The 22,878-nt window shown below is 41.2% G+C and carries 14 protein-coding genes, 1 tRNA gene and 2 pseudogenes; 9 read left to right on the top strand and 8 right to left on the bottom strand.

Annotated features, from left to right (window positions below; all coding sequences use genetic code 11):
• Positions 1-14: 14 nt before the first annotated feature.
• From IWX76_RS02135 to IWX76_RS02125, 3 genes are all read right to left on the bottom strand, one after another.
• Positions 15-593 (bottom strand): YdeI/OmpD-associated family protein, encoded by a 579-nt coding sequence (locus IWX76_RS02135; protein ID WP_196858207.1) that lies wholly within the window; start codon positions 591-593, stop codon positions 15-17.
• Between the two features lie 176 nt (positions 594-769).
• On the bottom strand, positions 770-1,138 hold the full coding sequence (locus IWX76_RS02130; protein ID WP_196858206.1) for a glyoxalase: 369 nt from the start codon (positions 1,136-1,138) through the stop codon (positions 770-772).
• On the bottom strand, positions 1,122-1,451 hold the full coding sequence (locus tag IWX76_RS02125) for an NAD(+)--rifampin ADP-ribosyltransferase (protein ID WP_196858205.1): 330 nt from the start codon (positions 1,449-1,451) through the stop codon (positions 1,122-1,124). The genes IWX76_RS02130 and IWX76_RS02125 overlap by 17 nt, the downstream gene beginning before the upstream one ends.
• Before the next feature lie 257 nt (positions 1,452-1,708).
• Here IWX76_RS02125 and IWX76_RS02120 point away from each other — a divergent pair.
• The 3 genes and pseudogenes from IWX76_RS02120 to IWX76_RS18130 form a co-directional block, all read left to right on the top strand.
• A pseudogene (locus IWX76_RS02120) lies at positions 1,709-4,975 on the top strand (two-component regulator propeller domain-containing protein); the annotation flags it as partial.
• Between the two features lie 33 nt (positions 4,976-5,008).
• Positions 5,009-5,419, top strand: a pseudogene (locus tag IWX76_RS18135) (response regulator); the annotation flags it as partial.
• Complete coding sequence (locus tag IWX76_RS18130) at positions 5,396-5,875, top strand: helix-turn-helix domain-containing protein (RefSeq protein ID WP_442952249.1); 480 nt, start codon at positions 5,396-5,398, stop codon at positions 5,873-5,875. The pseudogene IWX76_RS18135 and the gene IWX76_RS18130, both read left to right, overlap by 24 nt.
• Positions 5,876-5,950: 75 nt before the next feature.
• Here IWX76_RS18130 and IWX76_RS02115 read toward each other — a convergent pair whose 3' ends face one another.
• The 3 genes from IWX76_RS02115 to IWX76_RS02105 form a co-directional block, all read right to left on the bottom strand.
• Positions 5,951-7,558 (bottom strand): RagB/SusD family nutrient uptake outer membrane protein, encoded by a 1,608-nt coding sequence (locus IWX76_RS02115; protein ID WP_196858203.1) that lies wholly within the window; start codon positions 7,556-7,558, stop codon positions 5,951-5,953.
• 9 nt (positions 7,559-7,567) lie between these two features.
• Positions 7,568-10,654 carry a SusC/RagA family TonB-linked outer membrane protein gene (locus IWX76_RS02110; protein WP_334641006.1) on the bottom strand — a complete coding sequence of 1,029 codons (3,087 nt, stop codon included), beginning with the start codon at positions 10,652-10,654 and terminating at the stop codon, positions 7,568-7,570.
• A gap of 150 nt (positions 10,655-10,804) precedes the next feature.
• A complete protein-coding gene (locus IWX76_RS02105; RefSeq protein ID WP_196858201.1) occupies positions 10,805-12,208 on the bottom strand; it encodes a glycoside hydrolase family 43 protein in 1,404 nt (467 codons plus the stop codon).
• A 240-nt stretch (positions 12,209-12,448) separates the two neighbouring features.
• On the opposite strand from IWX76_RS02105, the gene IWX76_RS02100 reads away from it, so the two are divergent.
• The 6 genes from IWX76_RS02100 to IWX76_RS02075 all read left to right on the top strand — a co-directional run bounded on the left by IWX76_RS02100 (position 12,449) and on the right by IWX76_RS02075 (position 22,019).
• The gene (locus IWX76_RS02100; protein ID WP_196858200.1) at positions 12,449-14,359 is read left to right on the top strand and encodes an alpha/beta hydrolase-fold protein; all 1,911 of its coding nucleotides are present in this window, start codon (positions 12,449-12,451) and stop codon (positions 14,357-14,359) included.
• A gap of 73 nt (positions 14,360-14,432) precedes the next feature.
• Positions 14,433-16,925, top strand: a complete 2,493-nt coding sequence (locus IWX76_RS02095) for a glycoside hydrolase family 95 protein (RefSeq protein ID WP_196858199.1) — start codon at positions 14,433-14,435, stop codon at positions 16,923-16,925.
• Between the two features lie 35 nt (positions 16,926-16,960).
• Positions 16,961-18,121, top strand: coding sequence for an alpha/beta hydrolase-fold protein (locus IWX76_RS02090; RefSeq protein ID WP_196858198.1), 1,161 nt, complete (start codon positions 16,961-16,963; stop codon positions 18,119-18,121).
• Positions 18,122-18,127: 6 nt separating this feature from the next.
• Positions 18,128-19,201, top strand: coding sequence for an alpha/beta hydrolase-fold protein (locus tag IWX76_RS02085; RefSeq protein WP_196858197.1), 1,074 nt, complete (start codon positions 18,128-18,130; stop codon positions 19,199-19,201).
• Between the two features lie 44 nt (positions 19,202-19,245).
• The gene (locus IWX76_RS02080; RefSeq protein ID WP_196858196.1) at positions 19,246-20,373 is read left to right on the top strand and encodes an alpha/beta hydrolase; all 1,128 of its coding nucleotides are present in this window, start codon (positions 19,246-19,248) and stop codon (positions 20,371-20,373) included.
• 83 nt (positions 20,374-20,456) lie between these two features.
• On the top strand, positions 20,457-22,019 hold the full coding sequence (locus tag IWX76_RS02075; RefSeq protein WP_196858195.1) for a glycoside hydrolase family 43 protein: 1,563 nt from the start codon (positions 20,457-20,459) through the stop codon (positions 22,017-22,019).
• On the opposite strand, the gene IWX76_RS02070 is transcribed toward IWX76_RS02075, so the two are convergent.
• A complete protein-coding gene (locus IWX76_RS02070; RefSeq protein ID WP_196858194.1) occupies positions 22,016-22,609 on the bottom strand; it encodes a hypothetical protein in 594 nt (197 codons plus the stop codon). The genes IWX76_RS02075 and IWX76_RS02070 overlap by 4 nt on opposite strands.
• Positions 22,610-22,789: 180 nt before the next feature.
• Positions 22,790-22,865 (bottom strand) — tRNA-Lys (locus tag IWX76_RS02065).
• Positions 22,866-22,878: the final 13 nt, after the last annotated feature.

The following is a 22,878-nucleotide window of genomic DNA, read 5'->3' as shown; positions in this document are numbered from 1 at the left end:
AGCTATCAACTATTTTACCTAAACTGTTCCGGTTTTTGCTTTAATGCTGCACAATCAGTGATTTGTTTTATTCGCTTTTGCCTGGTCTCTGGCCTTTTCGCCAACACCACCCATTGCAACATAGATTTTCTTACCGACTTACTAAAACTCGTAAAAAAGTCATTAGAACCCGCCCTGGTTTTGAATGATTCTTCCAGATCGTCAGGGATCTTAAGTTCTTCAACTTCGTCCAGAATGGTCCATGAACCATTTTCTTTAGCTGTTTTAATACTGGCATATCCTGCCGACGTCATGAGCTGCGCTTCAATTAACATGTCAACCTTCGCCTTATTAATTTTTGACCAATTACTTTTTGGTTTTCGCTTGCAAAAAAACTGAATGTATTTCTCTTTATCTAATGGTTTTGCCGTACTATCTATCCAGCCAAAACAAAGCGCTTCATCAACAGCTTGGCTCCAGTTAATGGTTGATTTGTTTGAATTCTTTTTATAATAGACTAGCCATACGGCTTGTTTTATATGATGGTTTTGCTGTAACCATTGTCTCCAGTCTTGCTGACTAGCCGGGCAAAATGTTTCCGTTTCTTCTAGCATAAGGGCAATTTCATTGTTATTATAATGACACTAACCAATAATGTTTCAGCCAAATGTTGCTTTCGAATATTTGTTTCCAAAGGATCGATCTAAATGCCTGATTATAATTTTTGAGTAATTAAGAAGTCGTAAATTTAAAGCGGTGGTATGACAACCCTATGTCAGCTATGAAATATTTACAACGTAAAAAACTCACCAAAATGCCAAAGCACACCCGATGGATCATGCAGGAAACATTCTCTGCCCCAGCTTTCTTCCCGTATAGGGGTTAACTTTACCTCCTTGTATTTGCTGCTTAGGTCCAGCGATTTAAGTCCATCATAAAATTCCTGTGTATTATCTACCTCCATAAAGATCATGGTATTCTCTATCCATTCTTTTACATAAGCATCCTGAAGATAAAATGCCAGGCTGCCACTTTTAAACAAGGACATATCTGGACTTAATATAACCTCCTCAAATCCCAGGTCGCGGTAAAAGCTTCTGGAGATGTCATAATTCTTTGCCCCTATAAATGGCCTGATTGATTTAACTTTGTGTTTCATAGCTTGTATTTATTCTTGAATTGCCCTCAATACCCTGTTGTTTGAATACCTCCAGATGATCCTTCATCGCTTTGAGCTGTTCCGGGGAATGCCTTTTCCAATCTTTCACCTCTCCAGTCACCCTAAGCTGACTTGCAGTACGGTATGATTTAGTTGGTAGTTCCGCCCCCCAAGCAGCCGCCTCTAAGGTGGCAGAAAAATAGACGAATTTAGCCTTATTTCTTTTTCCATAGTTTGAGCTAAACCCAGGGCTAATGAGGTCGCCCTTGTGTAGGTTTGCTTTAGTGCCATGATAAAGTGTTGTTTGTTCCATATCATCCTTCCTTTACTTACACACCTGTAGGTTTAAATTTAATGAAATCCAACGGATTATTAGGAATAAGCAATGTTTATTCAAGCATTGAAAATTGATTAGATGTAAAAAAACTTATAGCATTTGGTGTCATAAATAACCAACATAACCAAAGCTGTAAACCTTAATGAGGCTATTTGATTTAATTTCCAATTATCTTTTTTGTTCAGTTTGAGATCATTAGCTTTATAGCAACCAAGTATAGCGATAAACCTCTCATGCAAAAGAACGTAGTCTTAAACAGCGCCGTGCTATTCGTGTTCTGTATAGTAATATCATTACAATTATTTGGTAAAAAGCCAGATCTTGGCTTTAGCACATTTACCTCCAAAGATGGCCTTTCATCAAATACTGTAACTGCCATCATTAAAGATCATTTAGGATTTTTATGGATAGCCACAGAAGATGGACTTAACCGCTTTGATGGAACATCCTTTAAAGTATACCGACATGTAAGTGAAAACCCAAAATCATTGCCAATAAACCATGTTACCTCCCTATTTGAAGATTCGGACGGTACATTATGGGTTGGAACTAACGGAGGCTCTGTAAGTATTTACGACCGGAATAAAGATGAATTTATAGAACTTGGTAAATATAATAAGGAACCTATTGGGGTTGCAGCGAATTCAATTGTGGAGGATCATAAAGGGGATATCTGGGTGGCTTCTTATAGTGGATTGTATGTGATAAACCGAAAGACCCGGATAATTGAAAAGATTTATCAAGATAGCAGCGATCCTGGGAAGCTCCGCACAAACACGATCATTTCTGTATTTAAAGACTCTAGGAATATCATGTGGGTAGGAACGGATGCAGGGTTATACCGGTATAATAGAGCGAGTAATTCCTTTACACGATTTCTATACACTCCGCATGGGCCAAAAATGCAGCTTTCCGCATTTGTATTGTCTCTTAATGAAGATAAAAAAGGACGCATACTTGTCGCCACCCAAGGGGGCCTGCATGTACTTACACCAAAAGGAGAATTAATAAAAACGCTCAATCAGCATGGAGGGGACAATGCTAGCCTTAGCAATGATATTGTATATACGGTACAGGTGGCCAAAAATGGGTTATTGTGGCTAGGAACTGAAGATGGATTAAACCTTGTTAGCATTGACAGTGGCTTGGTTTACCAATATCGGGCAGACCGGCGAAGTAGAAGTAGTCTGAAAGCCAAATCTATTCGCGCAGTTTGTTTCGGTGATGATGGCATCACCTGGGTGGGAACCTTTCAAGGTGGTATTAGTAAATTCGATCCAAATTATACAAGTTTTAAACGTGTAGAGAGCAACCCATTCTTTACTAATGGCCTTAGTGCGCCTGTAGTTACGTCATTTGCTGAATATAAGGGGAAAGGTGTGTTTGTTGGTACAGATGGTGGAGGAGTCGATCTCTTTAGGCCTGGTAACGCGGCATTTACACATTATCAGATCTTACCTCATCGACGCTCAAAAAGTGGCGAGCCAATGTCAGTGTTGGCACTGGAAATGACCAGGAATAATAACTTATGGGTGGGTACTTACCTTGACGGTGTTTACGTTATAGATTTAGCTACAGGCAATCGTAAGCATCTTGTAAAGGGCAGTGGACCTGGTCACCTAAATTTCAGTGACGTGTTTTGTATTCGGGAGGATAAAAGCGGGCTTGTTTGGATAGGCACCAATGGTGGGGGAATTAATTTATATCATCCAGTAAATGGTCGCATCGAAAAGCTTATCAATAACCCGGTAAATGCGTTAGACCCTAATAGACTTTCCCATCCGGTAATCAGAGCCCTTGAAGAAGATGGTGAAGGTAATATGTGGATTGGTAGTTTTGGAGGAGGCATATCCGTTTATAACGCAAAGAAAAAAAGATTCAGTTTTTATACAAAGGATAAAAACGGTTTGCCCAGTGATTATGTAACCAGCATTTATAAAGATAGTAAAGGAGATATCTGGGTAGGAACTTATGGAGGTGGTTTAAATCTCCTGAATAAAAAGACTGGACTATTCACTAATTTTTCAATCAAGGAAGGTCTTGCGAATGATGCTATACAGAAGATTGTAGAAGATAAAACTGGGAAACTCTGGTTAAGTACAAATGCTGGGATTAGCAGTTTTAATACGGTAACTAAAAAGTTCAAGAATTACACACATCATAACGGACTACAAAATAGTCCATTTGTACTTGGTGCGGGCATATGTTTGTCAGACGGGACGTTATTCTTTGGAGGGCAGGAAGGCTTCAATTACTTCGACCCTTCGATGTTGAGAATGAATAAAAACGTACCTTCTATTGTTCTTACTAACTTAAATGTAAATAGCGTCCCAGTGATTCCCTCGGAAGAAGGCCCATTAAAGCAATCTTTGCTACTTGCAAAACAAATAGCTCTTAAACACAAGGATAATTTCTCCATCAGCTTTGTCGCATTAAATTATACGGTTTCTGAACAGAACCGATATGTTTATCGCCTTAGTGGAGTTGATGAGGATTGGACAGTGGCGGGAAAAGAGCATACAGCATATTATACTAACCTGGACCCCGGTGATTACACTTTTGAGGTTAGAGCCAGTAATAATGATGGTGTTTGGAATACAGAGGGCCGGTCTATAATCATTCATATTTCACCTCCATTCTGGCGCACTTCCTATGCATACCTATTTTATGTATTTACTATTTTAGGCTGTATCCTGGTGATAAGATATCGGGGAATCAAGAAATTGGAAATGAGGTTTGCCCTGGAAAAGGAACGCATGGAAGCCAAACAACTCATTGAACAGGAACGGCGCCATGCTGAGCATTTACACCAAATGGATTTAATGAAGATAAAGTTCTTGACCAACCTCAGTCACGAATTTAGAACGCCATTATCACTGATCGTTGGACCTGTTGAAATGCTTTTAGAAAACATTAAGGAACCTTCACAATCACGTCAATTAGGAATGATAAAGCGCAATGGCCGCCGATTGATGAACCTTGTAAATCAATTGCTGGATTTCAGAAAGATGGAAGAACAGGAATTAAAGCTTCATCTTGCCAGCGGTGATGTCATTTCCTTTATCAGAGATTCTACTGATTCATTTAGGGACGTGGCTTTGAGAAAGAAAATTACATTTACTTTCACTTCGAATATTACAAGCGTATTTGTGTTGTTTGATCATGATAAAATTGAGCGTATCCTTTTTAATTTGCTTTCCAACGCATTTAAATTTACTCAGGAGGGCGGTGTAATTCAGGTAAAAATAACAGCCCATGAGCTTCTGGCAGCTGATGGACGGCTGTTATTAGATATGATAGTCTGCGATTCAGGGATTGGTATTCCTAAAGAAGTCCAGGACCACCTTTTTGAACGTTTTTTTCAACATGATCCAGGTAGTATGGTACTTAATCAGGGAACCGGCATCGGTTTATCTATTGTCAAAGAGTTTGTAAGAATGCACCTGGGATCTATAACATTAGAAAGTCAGCAGGGAGAGGGTAGTAGTTTTACGGTATCTATTCCGTTTGCAAAGTCCGAATCGGGACTTGAGTTGGTTGAAAGTCAGCAACACCTTGCTGAACCATGTGAAAAACAAAAGTTTATCAATCAGGATGCTCAGCAAGATAATTCAAGTTTAACCTTGTCATTACTAATCATTGAAGATGATGATGATTTTAGGTTTTACCTAAAGGATAACTTAAAGTCACAGTACCGAATATATGAGGCTGCCGATGGCAAGGAAGGCTGGCAGCGGGCGCTATCTCTCCACCCTGACATCATCGTATGTGATGTAAATATGCCAGCGATGAATGGTATAGAATTAAGTCGGAAACTTAAGGCTGATAAAAGAACGGCTCATATACCGGTTGTATTACTAACAGCCTCCAGAGGAGAGGATGAACAACTAACCGGCCTCATGTCAGGTGCCAATGATTACATGACCAAGCCTTTCAATTTTGCAGTATTGAATGTTAAACTAAAGAATCTTTTAGCGCTGAATCAACAATTGAAAGATACATATGTAAAGCAGGTAAAAGTACTGCCAATAACTGCTGAAATAGCATCTGAAAGCGAAAAACTCATTAATGCAGTGCTAGTATATATTGAAGACAATCTCCACAACCCTCAACTTTCAGTAGAAGGTATGGCCAGGAGCCTCCATATGAGCAGGGCTAGCTTGTACAACAAAGTCCTTGAAATTACCGGATTGAGCCCTGTAGAATTTATTAGGTCTGTAAAGTTGGAGAAGGCCATTGTATTAATGGAGCAAAGTGACTTGAGCATAGCACAGATAGCCTATCATGTAGGTTTCTCTACTCCAAATTATTTTGCCAGATCGTTTAAGGCTAAATACAACGTGGTACCATCTGAGTATATGGTGAAAAAGCGAAATTTGCAGTCTGCGGAGCGATTGTAAATTACCCATATTATTAAAGCGTATGAATAGCTAGCTAAGCCAATCCATACGCTTTTTATAACCAATTATGGCCTTTTAATTGTTCATTGCATTGCCTGTTAAATTTTTATTGTTATCGAGTTCTGCCTGGGGAAAAGGGTAGTAAGTGGCTCTTTCTGTCCAACCTAATTTCTTAAGTGATTCCAGCCATTGTGGATCAGCAGATCCCCAGCGTAGCAAATCAAAATACCTTAAATATTCTCCGGTGAATTCAACATATCTTTCATGAGCAATAATGTTCTTGATATTGTTTAATCTGATACCGTTAATTGTGATATCCTGGGCTAATAGTGCATCTACAGTAGGGATAGTGCCAGGTGCTTTCTGATACCATAGGTGCGACTGCTCTGAAGGCACTATATTGTTTGCGCGTTTTCTTACCAGGTCAATATATGTTTTTGCGCCAGCTACATCACCTTTTTCGTTAAGGCATTCGGCGTACATCAGGTAGACATCAGCATAACGAAGCAGGCGATCATTATTATCATTATCAAAATCTGGAATTTGTACATCAGGACAATATTTACGTGTGCCATAGAGGTTCTTATTCGTAGCCAGGTTTTTCATCCAATCATCATAACTCGTTACCTTACCGTCAAGCTGGGTAAAATAGGCCCCATTATCACACCAAAGGGTCATGTATTTCCTCGGGTCTCCTGCTTCAAACTCATCATAAGTTTTTTTATTAGGGGCTAGGTTCCACCAGGCTCCGCCAGTCCCATCAAACATACCGATCTCTTGCCAGCGCCAGGAATCTGATAAGTCATCACCTAGCCAGCTTGGGCCATTATGCATCTGAATTTCAAATACTGACTCTGCGTTGTTCTCTGTCGACGCCAAAAAATTATGTCTGAATTGATCAACTAATCTATATTCCCCGCTTTCAATGACGCTTCTTAAGGCAACTTCCGCTTCTGCAAACTGGGCGCGCTGTCCCGGCTCTATAATGGGGCGGTATAGATAAGCCTTTGCTAGATATGCCTGCGCAGCACCTTTTGTTGCCCTCCCGATAAAACTTTGGTTGGCATAAAGTACACTTCGTAAGGGCAACAGTTCCGCTGCTCTTTTAAAATCATTAATGATTAGTGCGTACACCTGACCTTTAGCTGAATTTGTCGGATAATAGTCTGCATCCGAAGATACAGGTTTGTCGAGCAAGGGGATGGTCTCACCAAATAAGCTTGCCAGATGTAAATAGTGCAAGCCTCTCAAAAAATGTGCTTCTCCCAATAACCTGTTTTTGCGCTGTTCTTCGATTTCCCCTTCGAAATTCGTGATTTTATCAATTGCCAGATTTGAGGCAGCCACACCATTCCAAAGGTCTTTCCAGGTGCCGGCGGCCATTCCGTCACTTGCCGGCGTGTTATAGGTGTCCTGGTACATAGGTTCCCATTTGAATGTGTGATCAAAATCATCACCAGGTGCTAACAACTCATAATATAGGGAGCGACCATATCCCCCCTGAACACGTCCTATTAAAGCTTGGTAGCCTGGTATCACAGCAGCTTCCAACTGTTCGGCGGTTTTGTAGTAAATCTCTGTAGACAATTCCTGGGGATTCAAGAGATCTAAATTTGGCTTACAGCCTGCTGAAAGCAGTAATGCAAGCGCAATAATATTTCCAATTTTTACTGTCGTCTTCATGGTGAAAAATTATAATGTAAATTGTAATCCTAAAAAGAACTCTTTTGAATTGGGAAAAGTCCTTCCCCATGGCCGCTGCGCATCAATTCCGCGACTTAAATTATACCTGGCATCATCAGATCCCACTTCAGGATCGTAACCAGAATACTTAGTAAACGTAAGCAGGTTTTTAGCACCCACATAAATACGGAATCGATCAATATTCAACCTTTTCGAAAATTGGTCTGGAAGTGTATAACCAAGGTTCAACGTTTTTAAGCGGAGATAAGAACCGTCTTCTATGTAGCGGCTAGAAGCGCGTAGATTTTGATTAGGATCACCTAGTACGGCTCTTGGGATATCTGTGTCCACATTTTTAGGATATTGGGTAACGATGCCAGACACAGGATTAGTAAAAGACACATCCGCTGCACGGTAACGGTCGAGCGTCGTCGCAAAGTTGTTATAATAGTGATACATTCCTTCACCCCAATATTTGCTGTTATTGTAAATTTCATTACCCTGAACACCCTGCCAGATCATAGAGAAGTCAAGTGTTCCGAATTTTGCTGCATAGCTAGCGTCAAAAATAAAACCGTAACTGAAGTCTGGGATTGGACTACCGATAAACGATTTGTCTCGATCGTTCAATACCTTGTCGCCATCTAAATCTCTAAACCTAATGTCACCTAGCGATGCATTAGGAGCAAATGCTCTATCCTGTTCAAGCTGGTCAGCAGAGGTGTAAAGACCATTCGTTACGTAACCCCAAAATTCGCCTATGGAACGGCCAACAGCAGTCCTGGTTACATTTTCGCCACCCGGATTAACAGTTCCAAAAAGTATTTCATTGTTATTGCCCAAGCTCAGCACTTCGTTATCTACCAAGGATAGGTTTGCAGATGCTGAATAATTAAACTTCTGTCCTGAATTTTTATAGGTGGCAAGAATGTCCCATCCCCGGTTTCTAATACTTCCTGCATTAAGGATCGGAAAATTGTCAATGTAACCTGCAACATACGAAATTGGCACATTGACTAACATGTCTTCCGTTTTTTTGTTGTAGTAATCAACTGTAAAGGAGACTTTATTATCAAACATGGAGAGGTCTATACCAATGTCAGTGGAGTACTGACTTTCCCACTTTACATTTGGATTAGATGGTGTAAGGGGAAGTCCGCCAGTGACCATCACATCGTTCAAATAGTACCACACACGATCAAAACTTACTGTCCTCTGGTATTGGTATTGTGTGATATCTGAGTTGCCTAGCATACCGTAACTACCTCTTAATTTCAGGTCGTTAATGAAAGAAACATTTTTCATAAAGTTCTCCTGACTTACCCGCCATCCAGCGGAGATGGAAGGAAAGTTTCCGTAGCGATAGGATTCACTGAAATTTGCTGAACCATCACGACGGAAGTTCAGGGTGAGGAGGTACTTGGTGTCATAATTATAGTTGACACGTCCAAGCATTGAATACATTGCAAATTGTCCAAAGCCAGATCCTACTATTCGGGAAGATGCTAGGGTTGATTGCCCTAGCATGAGTAATTCCGGACTAGGGAGTGCCCTTGCACCTGCATTAACAGCTTTATATCTTGACTCCTCAGAGGTAATCCCAGCTAACCCACTAATGTTGTGCTTCCCAATCACCTTATCGTATGATAAAGTATTTTCAAGCAACCACCTGTTATTTTGATTGCTCGAAATATTTAATTCATCAGGGTCATGATTCTGATACTGACCTACCGAATAGGCAGCAATATACCCTTGGGTTCTTGCCCTGTTCATATCAATACCAAGATTTACCCTGTATTTCAAGCCTGCTAAGATCTCGTAGGAAGCCCACACGTTTCCATTAACAAATAGCGATTCATTATTATTTTCATTCAGATAAGCATTTGCTAGGGCACTTGCGCCATCTGTTCCATTTCCTGCACCTGCAAATCCTGTAGCGCTATTAGCATCGTAAAGAGGTAGGGTAGACGACCAACGTTGAGCATCAATGATGTTTTTATCACTCCAGGTACGACTATTATAATTAATAGTTACTGTTTCTCCTACCTTTAGTTTTCCCTTGGTAAAGTCAGAGATAAACTGCATACCATAGTTTTTCGAACCATCGCGTATCAGTATCGGCTTATCAGTAGAATAAATACCATTGACACGAAAAGTAGCTTGTTCAGATCCTCCACTAATCGATAGATTGTGTTTTTGGTAAGTGCCGTTGCGAAGTAATGCATCAACCATATTGTATCCTTCACCAATACTTGCAGGGTTAGCTAATGCAGCGAGATAATCTGTTCTGGAAGGGTTTTGGTTATACATCTCTTCGTTGATCAGTTCTGCCAGTTGCTGACCGTTTAGCATGTCTACGTTATTTGCGATGGACTTAGTACCACCATAACCAAAATAATCTATTTTCACGGCTCCTGCACTGCCGCGTTTAGTGGTAATCAAGATTACCCCATTGGCACCTCTGGACCCATATATGGCACTCGATGCGGCATCCTTTAAGATCTGGATGCTGGCAATGTTATTATCGTCAGGCACTGCGCCTCCAATCATTCCGTCAACAACATATAGTGGGTCAGTGTTGTTGATGGAGCCAACACCACGAATCCTAATGGTTCCTGAATTTACCTGTACTCCAGGCACCGTACTTTGTAAAGCAGCCTGAAATCCTCCGGGAACTTTTAACAGGTCTTTGGTGTCAACCGTAGCAATAGAGGAAGTCAGATCAACTTTCCTTTGTGTTCCATAGCCAACAACAACAATCTCCTCGAGGTCTTTTTCTCCAGCAGTCAACTGTACATCAATTACAGTTCTACCGGTCACTGGGATTTCCTGAGCAGCGAATCCGACGCTTATGAACTCAAGCACGGCAGTTGCAGGTGCTTTGATCTGGTATTTTCCGTCCGTATTAGACATGGTGCCTGTTCGGGTTCCCTTTACTTTTATACTTACTCCCGGAAGCACACCGGAGGCATCTCTAATTGTTCCGCTCACCGTAATTTCACCTCCCTGTGCTTTCACCCTTGAAGGATTAAGCAACATTAGAATGACCAGGAGGGAAGCTATAGTAGCGCCTAAGTTTGGTTTAAGTTTTAACATCGTTTTATTTGATTGATAATTTGTCATTTGATTAATTTGGTTTCTTTAGGAAGTGCTTATCCGTCCCGAACCTGGAAAAAGAAGATTCGCATCATGACAGTTTGATTGATAATCATTTTGAGATGTTATTTTAAATACTTGAAATCGATTTTATGGCTTAAAAACCCAGTGATCAAAGTTGAAGAGCTTTCTGCCGGAGATAATATTGTGGCTTTTGAAAACGAAGAAGAGGTCATGCACTCCCGTAACCTTTACATCGATATTTTCACTAAGGGTTTTCCATGAATCCCACCCGCCTGTGCGAGGTACATTTATGGAGCTCAATTTTGGACCTTTAAGACTATCGATATGTACATCAAGAATTCCACCATCTAACCCTGCCGCCAATGAAGCTTGAAAAGTATTAGGGGATATGGAACCGAAATCTACTGATCGTACTTTGATATGGCCTCCAGTACGGATGTCAGATACATATACGCCCACTTTTTTATCCTCACTAGTTGTGCATTTTTCAGCCCAGGCTATCGTCTCCGCCTCTGTACGGGTATAAGGATTAAGCGTTGCAACAGGTTGAACGCCTTCTTTAGTAATAGTGATGGAAGGAATAGTACCGTCAGCATTGTATTTAAATTCCTCAATAGCGGTTGCCCGGCCATAACTTCCTCCGCCGGGGAGTAAACCTGTATGGTAAAAGAGGTAAGACTTTCCTTTAAAATCAATAATTCCGCCATGGTTGGTAAAGCTATTCGTTGGTTGGTCTGTCATAATTTTACCTTGATACTTCCAGGGGCCGGTTGGTGAATCACTTACTGAATATGATAAACTCTCGGCACCCTTACTCATACCTGCGAACATTTGGTAATACTGTTTTGACCGTTTAAAAAGCCATGGACCTTCTATATAGGTGTCTTTAGGTTGAACGGTTTGCTGATTGTTCTCGTTGGCATTCTTTGCTTGCCTAATTCCACCAAAAGATTTAACACTTTGTGGTATCTCAACGATATCCCCAGAATAGGAAACCATATCTTTGTTTAGTTTTACATAATATAAGCTGCCATTTCCCCAGTACATATAAGCCTGGCCGTCATCATCAATATGAACAGTTGGATCTATGGTAGACCATGCACCAGTTATAATTAATGGTTTTCCTAATGCATCTTTAAATGGTCCGGTAGGACTGTCTGAAACCGCAACACCAATGGCCATATCATTTGCGGTGGTCTGTGCACATATATACCAATAAAACTTCCCATCTCTTTCCATACACTGCGCGGCCCACCCACGGTCTCTGGCCCATTCAAAAGACTCTAAAGAAATCGGAGAACCATAGTCTCTCCAGTTGACCATGTCTGTAGATGAAAATACCCTCCATTTGGTCATGTTGTAAAATTCGTAACCTGGAACATCATCTCCAGTATACACATATACTGTCCCATTGTGTACAATAGGCGCTGGATCTGGAGTGTAGTGCGTTTGAATGATAGGATTTTGCGCGTACAGCGAATACTGCATACATACCGCAGCGACTAAAGCCGTGAGTTTTGTAGGTCTCATTGATGATAGGTTTGAATATTTGGTTACCCGTTTATGGATGATCTAAATTATTTAAGAAACCAGATGGTAAGTGATACCCTTGTCCAAAAGAGTAGGATAAATGTCAAAGTAACATTTTAAACAAAACTGCTATCTTTTTGGTCATAATTGTCTTGTATGGGGCCGGTAAGATGTTAAATTTGAAGTAACCAAATAAATATATCGGGAGCTAAAAGCTCCAGGTTTCTAAACCACACAAGTATGAAAGCTATAATTTTTTCGATCATTATCTTGCTCACGTCCGGGTTATCGTTCTCGCAAACAAATATGAAAAGGGCACCTGACGGATTTGATTCCCTGCGTACTGAAATCCCTCATGGAAAGGTGGATACCGTATCATACCAATCGAAGACCGTGGGCACAGTCAGAAAAGCCCTGGTATATACACCCCCTGGTTATAAAAAGAATAAGAAATACCCTGTATTATACCTTTTGCACGGCATTGGAGGTGATGAGAAGGAATGGTTTAAAAATGGTAGTCCGCATATTATTCTTGACAACCTCTATGCGGAAAATAAGCTTGAGCCGATGATTGTTGTCCTCCCAAATGGTAGGGCCATGAAGGATGACCGGGCGGTGGGCAATATTATGGCTGCTGATAAAGTGGAGGCATTTGCAACATTTGAGAAAGATCTGCTAAATGATCTCATACCTTATATTGAACGAAAATATGCTGTGATCAGGAACAGGGAGCACCGTGCCATCGCAGGACTATCCATGGGCGGGGGACAATCTTTGAATTTCGGACTTGGAAACCTCGATAAGTTTGCCTGGGTAGGTGGATTCTCCTCCGCTCCAAATACGAAGCTTCCAGAACAGCTGGTTCCTAATCCCAAAGAAGCTGCTGCAAAACTAAAATTGCTATGGATTTCCTGCGGAGATAATGACAATTTAATCGCATTTAGTAAACGTACTCATGATTATTTGGCGAAAGAAAAAGTTCCTCATATTTTTTATATAGAACCTGGAAATCATGATTTTAAAGTATGGAAAAATGATTTGCATCAATTTTCCCAACTACTTTTTAAACCTGTTGATCAGTCAAAGTTTTCTGCCTTTACTGTACTTGGACTTCCTGCATCAACAAACATCAGGTCATCAAAATATCCTCAAGTATTGCCAGATCATCGTGTTTTATTTAAAATTAAAGCGCCTGAAGCACAGAAAGTTCAAATCGATCTTGGCAGAAAATACGATATGATTAAAGGAAAGGATGGTGTTTGGGAAACGACTACCGACGCTATAGGTGAAGGTTTTCATTATTATACCTTACTGATAGACGGTGTGGCACTTGCCGATCCCGGCAGTGAAACCTTCTATGGTATGGGAAGAATGGCCAGTGGTATAGAAATACCTTTTGCTGATGGTGAATATTATGCCGAAAAAGATATACCTCATGGAGAGATTCGCATGAAACGTTATTTCTCCAAGGTATCCAATTCCTGGAAAAGGTTTTTTGTCTATACGCCTCCTGGTTATGAAATGAACGTGACGGAAAAATACCCCGTTTTATACTTATTACATGGTGGAGGAGAAGATGAAAGAGGTTGGGGTATGCAGGGAAAGACTGACCTGGTGATGGATAACCTTATTGACCAAAAGAAAGCAAAACCCATGCTGGTGGTCATGATGGATGGAAACGTTGGAAACGGTAGCTTCGGTGCACAATCACTACAAACTTTTGACCGTGAGCTAAAAGCCCTCATTCCTTTTGTGGAGGCAAATTACCGCGCTGATGTCAGTGCCGGGAGCAGGGCCCTTGCCGGTTTATCAATGGGTGGAATTCAGACACTACATTCAGGAATCAGAAATACAGCTATGTTTTCCTACCTGGGCGTATTCAGCTCCGGATGGTTCGCTGAACGTAATGAATTAAGTGATCCTGAATATAAATTTATTGGCGACAATTATAAATCCATTAATACTAACCTGAAGTCATTATGGATTGCAATGGGCGGGAAAGAAGATATTGCCTACAACAATTGTAAGGTGATGCTTTCAAAATTTGATGAGCTCAATCTTAAATATACCTACTCAGAATACCCTGGAGGCCATACGTGGCCTGTATGGCGTAATAACCTCCATAATTTTGCACAGGTGTTATTTAAGTAAACCAGTTCAAATTATTGAACATGAACCGATGGCTAAGGCTACAATTGTTACACATGTTGATTAATCAACCCGAATGAGCATTTACAAGAGAATTTTTCTATTTACGATCCCAATTTTTAGCTTTCTATGTCTTCAAGCCCAGACTGAACAACAATGGCAACAATCTGAATCGTCTTTTAAACTTTGGTACGATAAACCTTCTGGTCAAGTATGGGAAAACGCAATGCCAATAGGAAATGGAAGGCTAGGAGCTATGGTTTATGGAAATGTAGAAAAGGAAACCATCCAACTCAATGAACATACGCTTTGGAGTGGAGGTCCCAATAGAAATGATAACCCCGCGTTGCGAGACTCCATGGAAGTCATTCGTAATTTAATATTCAACGATAACCAAAAACAGGCAGAACAGCTGGCCAATAAGGTCATGATCAGTAAACAATCCCATGGACAGGTATTCGGTCCTGCTGGAGAAATCCATTTATCCTTTCCAGGCCATCAGAACTACGTTAATTACTATAGAGAATTGGATTTGGAAAGAGCAGTGACCACCACGTCCTATGCAGTTGGTGGGGTTCAATATGCCAGGCAGGTCATTGCCTCCTTTCCCGAGCGTGTAATCGCCATTCGTTTAACTGCAAGTAAAGCCAGGAGCATTTCATTTACTGCCTCTTTTTCCTCACCACAACCCAAGGTTGCGCTCAGCACTAATGCTACCAATCAATTGACATTTTCTGGTACGACCATAAATCATGAGGGGGTTGAGGGACAGGTGCGCTATAAAGGAATCGCTGAGTTTAAACCAGAAGGTGGATCTTTATCTTCAACAGATACGACCATCACCGTTAAGGATGCAAATTCAGTTACCATTTATATTTCTATTGCCACAAGTTTTAATAGCTTCAAGGATATCAATGGGGATGAGCATAAGCGAGCGGAATCGTATTTGGAGAAAGCCCGCTCAAAAGCATTTGACAATATGCTTAAGGACCACATAGGGGCTTATCAAAAGTATTATAATCGTGTAAAATTAGATCTTGGAACTACGGGGGTCGAAAAATTCCCTACGGATGTGCGTTTGAAAAATTTTAGTACGGCCAACGATCCCCAGTTCGCAGCGCTTTACTATCAGTTCGGTCGTTATCTACTGATCTCTTCCTCCCAGCCAGGTGGCCAGCCTGCAAATTTACAGGGGATTTGGAACGGCAAATTACATCCCGCCTGGGATAGTAAATATACGATCAACATCAATGCGCAAATGAATTATTGGCCGGCAGAGAAAACTAATCTCTCTGAACTCCATGAACCATTTATCAGGATGGTCAAAGAACTTGCTTTAACAGGTAAAAAAACCGCGAAAGACATGTATGGTGCCAAAGGCTGGATGGCCCATCACAATACAGATGTCTGGAGAACAACTGGTGCTGTAGACGGGGCCTTTTGGGGGGCATGGAGCCATGGAGGTGCCTGGACCAGTCAGCACCTTTGGGAGCATTATTTATATACCGGAGATAAGGCTTTTTTGAAAGAAATATATCCCATACTGAAAGGGGCGGCAAAATTCTATGTGGATATCCTCGTAGCACATCCGAAATATGGATACCTGGTAGTTAATCCAGACCAGTCGCCCGAGAATGCGCCGCAAGCCCATCAAGGCTCATCACTAGATGCAGGGGTGACCATGACTAACCAAATTGTATTCGATGTATTTAGTTCCACGATCAGGGCAGCAGAATTGCTGAAGAAGGATAAGAACTTTATTAAAACTTTAATTAAAACCCGTAACCGACTAGCACCTATGCATATTGGTCAGTATGGTCAGGTACAAGAATGGCTGGAGGACATCGATGATCCAAAAGACAACCATCGTCACGTATCCCATTTGTATGGGTTATTTCCATCTAATCAAATATCGCCGTATCGCACACCCAAACTTTATCATGCGGCTAAAAATACATTGCTCCAAAGGGGCGATTTGTCTACAGGATGGAGTATGGGTTGGAAAGTGAACTGGTGGGCTAGGATGCAGGACGGTAACCATGCCTATAAATTAATTCAAAATCAATTAACGCCACTTGGTGTAAACAAGGATGGAGGAGGTACCTACAATAACCTTTTTGATGCGCACCCCCCTTTCCAGATTGATGGCAACTTTGGCTGCACCTCAGGCATGACTGAAATGCTAATGCAAAGTGCAGATGGTGCAGTTCATTTGCTCCCTGCTTTGCCAGATGCCTGGAGCGCCTTTGGGTCTATCAGTGGTATCAAAGCTATTGGTGGCTTCGAGATTGTTCACATGGAATGGAAAGATGGCCTGTTAATGAAGTTGGAGGTGAAATCAGGTCTTGGTGGGAATTTACGGTTAAGGGTGCCGAATTCACTTAAGCTAAAAAGTGGGGATTTGAAATTAGCTGGCGGAGAAAACACCAATCCATTCTATAAAATAACAGCTACACCGGGGGCTGTTATTTCTCCAAAAGCTATACTTGCCGATGCTCTATTAAAAGAAACCCTGGTCTTTGACGTACCAACCGTAGCTGGTCAAACTTATTCATTTTACGCCCAATAATAGGCCTTACTTATTTATCCAGCAATTAATCAAATATGAAAATAAAGCTAGCCATCCCATTATTACTATCCTGTTTGTTGATAGCCTTTTCACATCAGGTTATCGGGCAACCCCCAAGAGGGCCACAAATTGTTTCACCACAGGTCCATGCAGATCGTAAGGTAACTTTTAAGTACCTGGCACCCTTGGCAAATGAAGTCAAATTGAGTACCCAATTTACTCATGGTGATGTGCCAATGATAAAAGATGCTGAAGGGATCTGGAGTGTTACGCTAGGGCCGGTAAAACCCGACATTTATCCTTACAACTTTCGTGTTGATGGGGTTTCCGTCATGGACCCCGCTAATACCTTTTTTTTCCCAAATGAGCGTTTCAAAGGCAGTCTTCTAGATGTGCCTGGCGATAAACCGCTGGTTCATGCTGCCAATAATGTACCCCATGGAACAGTGTCTTATACTTATTACCCTTCAATAGAGGAGAGCACCGGGTCTTTGCTAGTATATACGCCTCCTGGTTATGAGAAAAATGCGTCCAAAAAATACCCTGTTTTTTACCTGATCAGTGGAACTACCGATACGGAAGAAACCTTTTTCAAAGTAGGGCGCATCAATTTTATACTGGATAATCTGATTGCAGAAGGGAAAGCAGCACCTATGATTGTGGTAATGCCTTATGGTAATCCAGCCGCAAGAATAGCTGAACAAACAGGGCAGGCCAAGCCTTCAGATTTGATGTCCCGGGAAGGTAAGGATGCCATTAACCGTTCTAAAATGTTTGAAACAGATCTGATGACCAAAATAATTCCTTTTATTGAAAAAAACTATCGTGCAATTAGTGATCGAAACTCACGTGCTGTTGGTGGTTTTTCCAGAGGAGGAGGTCAAACCTTGCGCACTGGCTTTGGCAACATGGATCAGTTCGCCTGGATATGCTGTTACAGCGCCTACTTGTCTACACCAGAAATGGAAACAAACTTTCAGCACATTTATACGAATCCTGAAAAAACCAATAAGGATTTAAAGCTTTTATGGGTCAGCGTAGGAAATGATGATTTCTTGTATGAGCAGACCGTCACCTTTATTGACTTATTAAATTCTAAGGGAGTAAATCATAAAAAACTGATCACTGATGGCGGACACACCTGGATGAACGTTAAAAGTTACTTTGCCGAAACAGCACAACTACTATTTAAATAGATCCTCATGAAAAAATATCTCTATATCATAGCCATCCTATTATTTTCAAACACCGTGGTCGCACAGCGTGCACCTAGCCTGAATTCTCCAGAGGTTAAACCTGATCAAAGGGTTACCTTTTATTATTACTCCCGCACAGCAAAAAGTGTGTCATTGAATGGCGAATTTTTAAAGAACGCTGAGCCGATGATTAAAGACACTTCGGGGGTGTGGAGCGTAACCGTAGGCCCGGTTAAGCCTGACATCTATCCTTATTTTTACACTGTAGACAATGTGCAAATTTCAGACCCCAATAATACACATGTGTTTGCTAATGAGCGTTTCAAGAGAAGCATCCTAGATGTTTCCGGCCCATTGCCTTTAGTTCATTCCTTACAAAATGTTCCGCATGGAAAAATTGATTACCGTTACTACAACTCAGTAACGTTGGATACCTTACGCCGTGTACTTGTCTACACACCCCCAGGATTCAACCCTGCTGGTAAAATAAAATATCCGGTGTTATACCTGATTCATGGTGGTTCTGATACCGAAGAAACCTGGACAAAAGTAGGGCGTGCAAACCTTATTGCTGACAATTTAATCGCAGCAGGCAAAGCAACCCCGATGATTATTGTGATGCCTTATGGCAACGTACGACCTAAAGAAATGGCTGATTTCACTAAAGATGTTTTAAATAATGTGGTACCGTTTATCGAAGCTAACTATCCGGTGATTAAAGATAGTAAAAGCAGAGCAATAGCTGGATTTTCTGTAGGTGGTGGTCAAACCTTAAATATCGGCCTTACAAACACCGATATTTTTGCCTATGTAGCTTCATATGCACCCTACACGGCTACCGAAGAGTTTAAAAAGAACTTTTCCAGTTGGTCGCCTGACGCGAAGTTATTGAATAACAAACTGAAATTGTTTACCATCAGTGTTGGTACTGACGATTTTTTGTATGAAAGTGTTAAGCAAAACATCGCCATGTTTACAGAAAAAGGCCTCCTTCTTAAAACATATATTGTTCCAGGTGGGCATAGCTGGATGAATTGTAAATTATTTCTAGCCTCTACGCTACAAGAGATCTTTAAGTAGCTAACAATCAACCTAACCAGTTATAAAACCTAAACTATAATCAAATGATATTAAAGTCTTTAACCATTGCCTTTGCCAGCATGATGCTGACAGGAGTTAGCTACGCACAAAACGCTGCTACCATTCTGGATGATTTCAAACCATCCACATTAAACCAACCTGGCCAGCAATATCCTCAGGTGAATTCTCAAGGATATGCACGTTTTCAAATAATGGCTCCACAGGCAAAAACTATCGTAGTGAGCCTTGGTCTGGGCGGTACTTCGGGGGGTACACCACTTAAAAAGGTTACCGATAGTCTTTGGACAGGTACCACTGCAGGACCTATGGAAGAAGGATTTCACTATTACCACCTAACAGTTGATGGGGGAACATTTAATGACCCCGGTGCCTTGAATTTTTATGGTTCAACACGTTGGGAAAGCGGTATTGAAATACCTGCACATGATCAAGATTTTTATGCCTTAAAAGATGTTCCACATGGGCATGTACACCAGGTCCATTTTACATCCAAAAGCACTAATACTTCTCCACGCGCTTTTGTTTATACACCACCAGGTTATGAAAGTAACAAGGAAAATCGCTATCCGGTCTTGTATCTTCAGCATGGTTGGGGCGAGGATGAAACAGCCTGGATTAATCAGGGGCGTGCCAACCTGATTATGGATAATCTTATTGCCGAAGGTAAAACTAAGCCTTTCATCATTGTGATGACCTATGGTATGACAAATGTAATCAGACCAAGGGCTGGAGGTCTCCGTAGTTTTAATATTAAACCATTTCAAACAGTGTTACTGGATGAACTGATTCCATATGTGGATGCGAACTTCCGAACCCTTGCTAACAAAGATAACCGCGCCATGGCAGGGCTTTCTATGGGTGGATTCGAAACCCATACCATTACACTTGCCCAGCCCGATATTTTTTCTTATTACGGATTGTTAAGCGGCGGCACCTATAAACCTGAAGAAATAAAAGATAAGTCAAAAGTTAAACTCATCTTCATGAGTTCCGGTAGTTTTGAAAACCCAGATGGGGTAACCAAGGCTGCTAAGGCATTAAAAGCAGTAGGGATTAATGGCGTATCCTTTGTCTCCCCAAATACTCGTCATGAGTTTCAAACCTGGCGCCGCAGTCTTCAGGTACTTGCATTATTGTTGTTTAAAAATTAAATCTCCAGATATAAACTGCATTAAAGTAATCCTACTATTTTTAACAGTCTTTCTTTGAACCAACTTTTCAAACCTATAACCAAATGAAAAAATATGTACTGGGTGTTGCCATACTTACCGCATCCTTATTCGCAAAATCAGCATCAGCACAGGCAACGAATCCAATGATCTATGCCGATGTCCCTGATATGGCCATGATACGGGTTGGCGACACCTATTACATGAGCAGCACCACGATGCACATGAGCCCAGGTTTGCCTATCATGTCGTCTAAAGATTTAGTCAACTGGAAGCTGGTAAGCTATGCCCACGATATCCTAATTGATAACGACGAAATGAACCTGTTGGATGGAAAGTCAACCTATGGCAGGGGATCATGGGCCAGCAGTTTACGTTACCACAATGGAACTTATTACGTGTCTACTTTTGCCGCAACCAGTGGTAGAACACACATATACACCACTAAAAACATTGAGAAAGGCCCCTGGAAAGAGACTTCATTTAGTCCAGCGTTACATGATCATTCCCTCTTTTTTGACGATGATGGTAAGATATATATGATATACGGTAATAAGGAGCTTAAACTGGTGGAATTAAAAGGTGACTTATCGGGCATAAAAACAGACGGTATTAACCAGACCATCATTAAAGATTCCACAAAGCCAAGTCAAGCTGTAGGCAATAGTGGACTGGGGGAGGGTTCGCAATTATTCAAACTTAAGGGCAAGTATTACCTATTCAATATTACCTGGCCTAATGGCGGCATGCGCACCGTGGTTATACACCGGGCCGAAAAACTGACAGGGCCATGGGAAGGCCGGGTAGGCTTGGCAGACCTGGGTGTAGCACAAGGTGGTTTGATCGACAAACCCGATGGCAGCTGGTATGCCTACCTCTTTCGTGATTTCGGAGCAGTAGGTCGTATTCCTTATCTTGTTCCTGTGAAATGGGAAGACGGCTGGCCAGTGTTAGGCACAAATGGAAAAGTACCGGAAACGTTAACGCTACCAGCAAGTAATGGCCTCGTTCCTGGTATTGTAGCATCAGACGAGTTTACGCGCAAACAAGGTGATAGTTCCCTGCCTTTGGTTTGGCAGTGGAATCACAACCCTGATAACACCTCCTGGTCGCTTCTGGATAGGCCTGGGTATATGAGAATCACCACAAAAAGAATAGACACCAGTTTTTTAATGGCCAGGAATAGTTTAACACAACGAACCATTGGCCCTGTGAGTACTGGTGTTACAGCGCTGGATCTCTCTCACATGAAAGATGGAGATTTTGCGGGCCTGGGACTTTTACAAAAAAACTATGGTTTAGTAGGTGTTAGGGTTGACGGGAATCGTAAAGTAGTTGTTATGATAAATGCCAGCACAGGGAAAGCTGTCGAAGCACAAAACATAATAATCAAGCAAAATGTGGTCTACTTTAAAGCGCAATGTGATTTTACAGATAAAAAGGACACTGCTGATTTCTTCTATAGCCTGGATGGTAAAACCTGGATGCCAATTGGCACCCAGTTGAAAATGTCCTATACCTTACCACATTTCATGGGCTACCGTTTTGCTTTGTTCAACTATGCAACAAAAACTGCAGGTGGATATGCCGACTTTAATTATTTCCGCATTAGCGATAGGTTAAATTAAGAGGCTTTAAACTGCTTATTGATTTCAAGGCTTACACTTTCCACATCTAATTTAATGGCTGCTTTTACAGCTGGTGCTGCTGCTTTGCCACTGATAGCGGTGATGGTTACCGCAGTGGGTTCATTTAAAACGATCAACTCAAATACAACGTCATCGCCGAAAGTCATATTGAATTTCATTTGCTGATTGTCCTTTTCAATAAATTTTAGAAATTCGTAGCTATCGCCAAGGGCATAGAATTGGTCCCTTATGGCGTGAAAGATTAGCTCCGCTTCAATATTTAAACCATTGATCATGATATTGGCATTCAATAAAGCTGCCTTGAGACCGGCATCATGAGTTGCTCCCTTATGAATATGGTACACGGTTTCTAACAAATCCTCGCTATATAGAATTTCCTTTTTGTCCCTGATCACAATGGATGTTGTACTTCCATTGCGTTCAACTTGCTGCTTAATTCCTATTGCCGCATTGCCATCAATGATTGCGATTTCATCAGGTGCTAATTGTTTAACTTTGGAGCCTAAGATGGCCTTTTGTAGTACTTCTACAACATACTCCAGTGCTGCGTATTGTTTAATTTCAGACATTATATAAAAATTTTAGCAAAAATACCAATTCAATAATAGTGATACTACGAACTTGTCATTACTTTGTTTTGGATATTCGTTTAAGCTTTTGTGAAAATACAGGAAATTTACCAATTCCCTTAAAATAAAAACCCCTGCTCATCTTTCGATAGCAGGGGTTTAAACATTTGATTCAAAATCTGGTGATCCCGCTGGGATTCGAACCCAGGACCACTACATTAAAAGTGTAATGCTCTACCAGCTGAGCTACGGAATCAACTCCTTTTTAA

Origin of the sequence: Pedobacter sp. CAN_A7 (assembly GCF_015752175.1) — a bacterium.
Classification (GTDB): Bacteria; Bacteroidota; Bacteroidia; order Sphingobacteriales; family Sphingobacteriaceae; genus Pedobacter.
The sequence above is the reverse complement of the archived record's forward strand: the minus strand, read 5'-3'. Positions and strand labels throughout refer to the sequence as shown.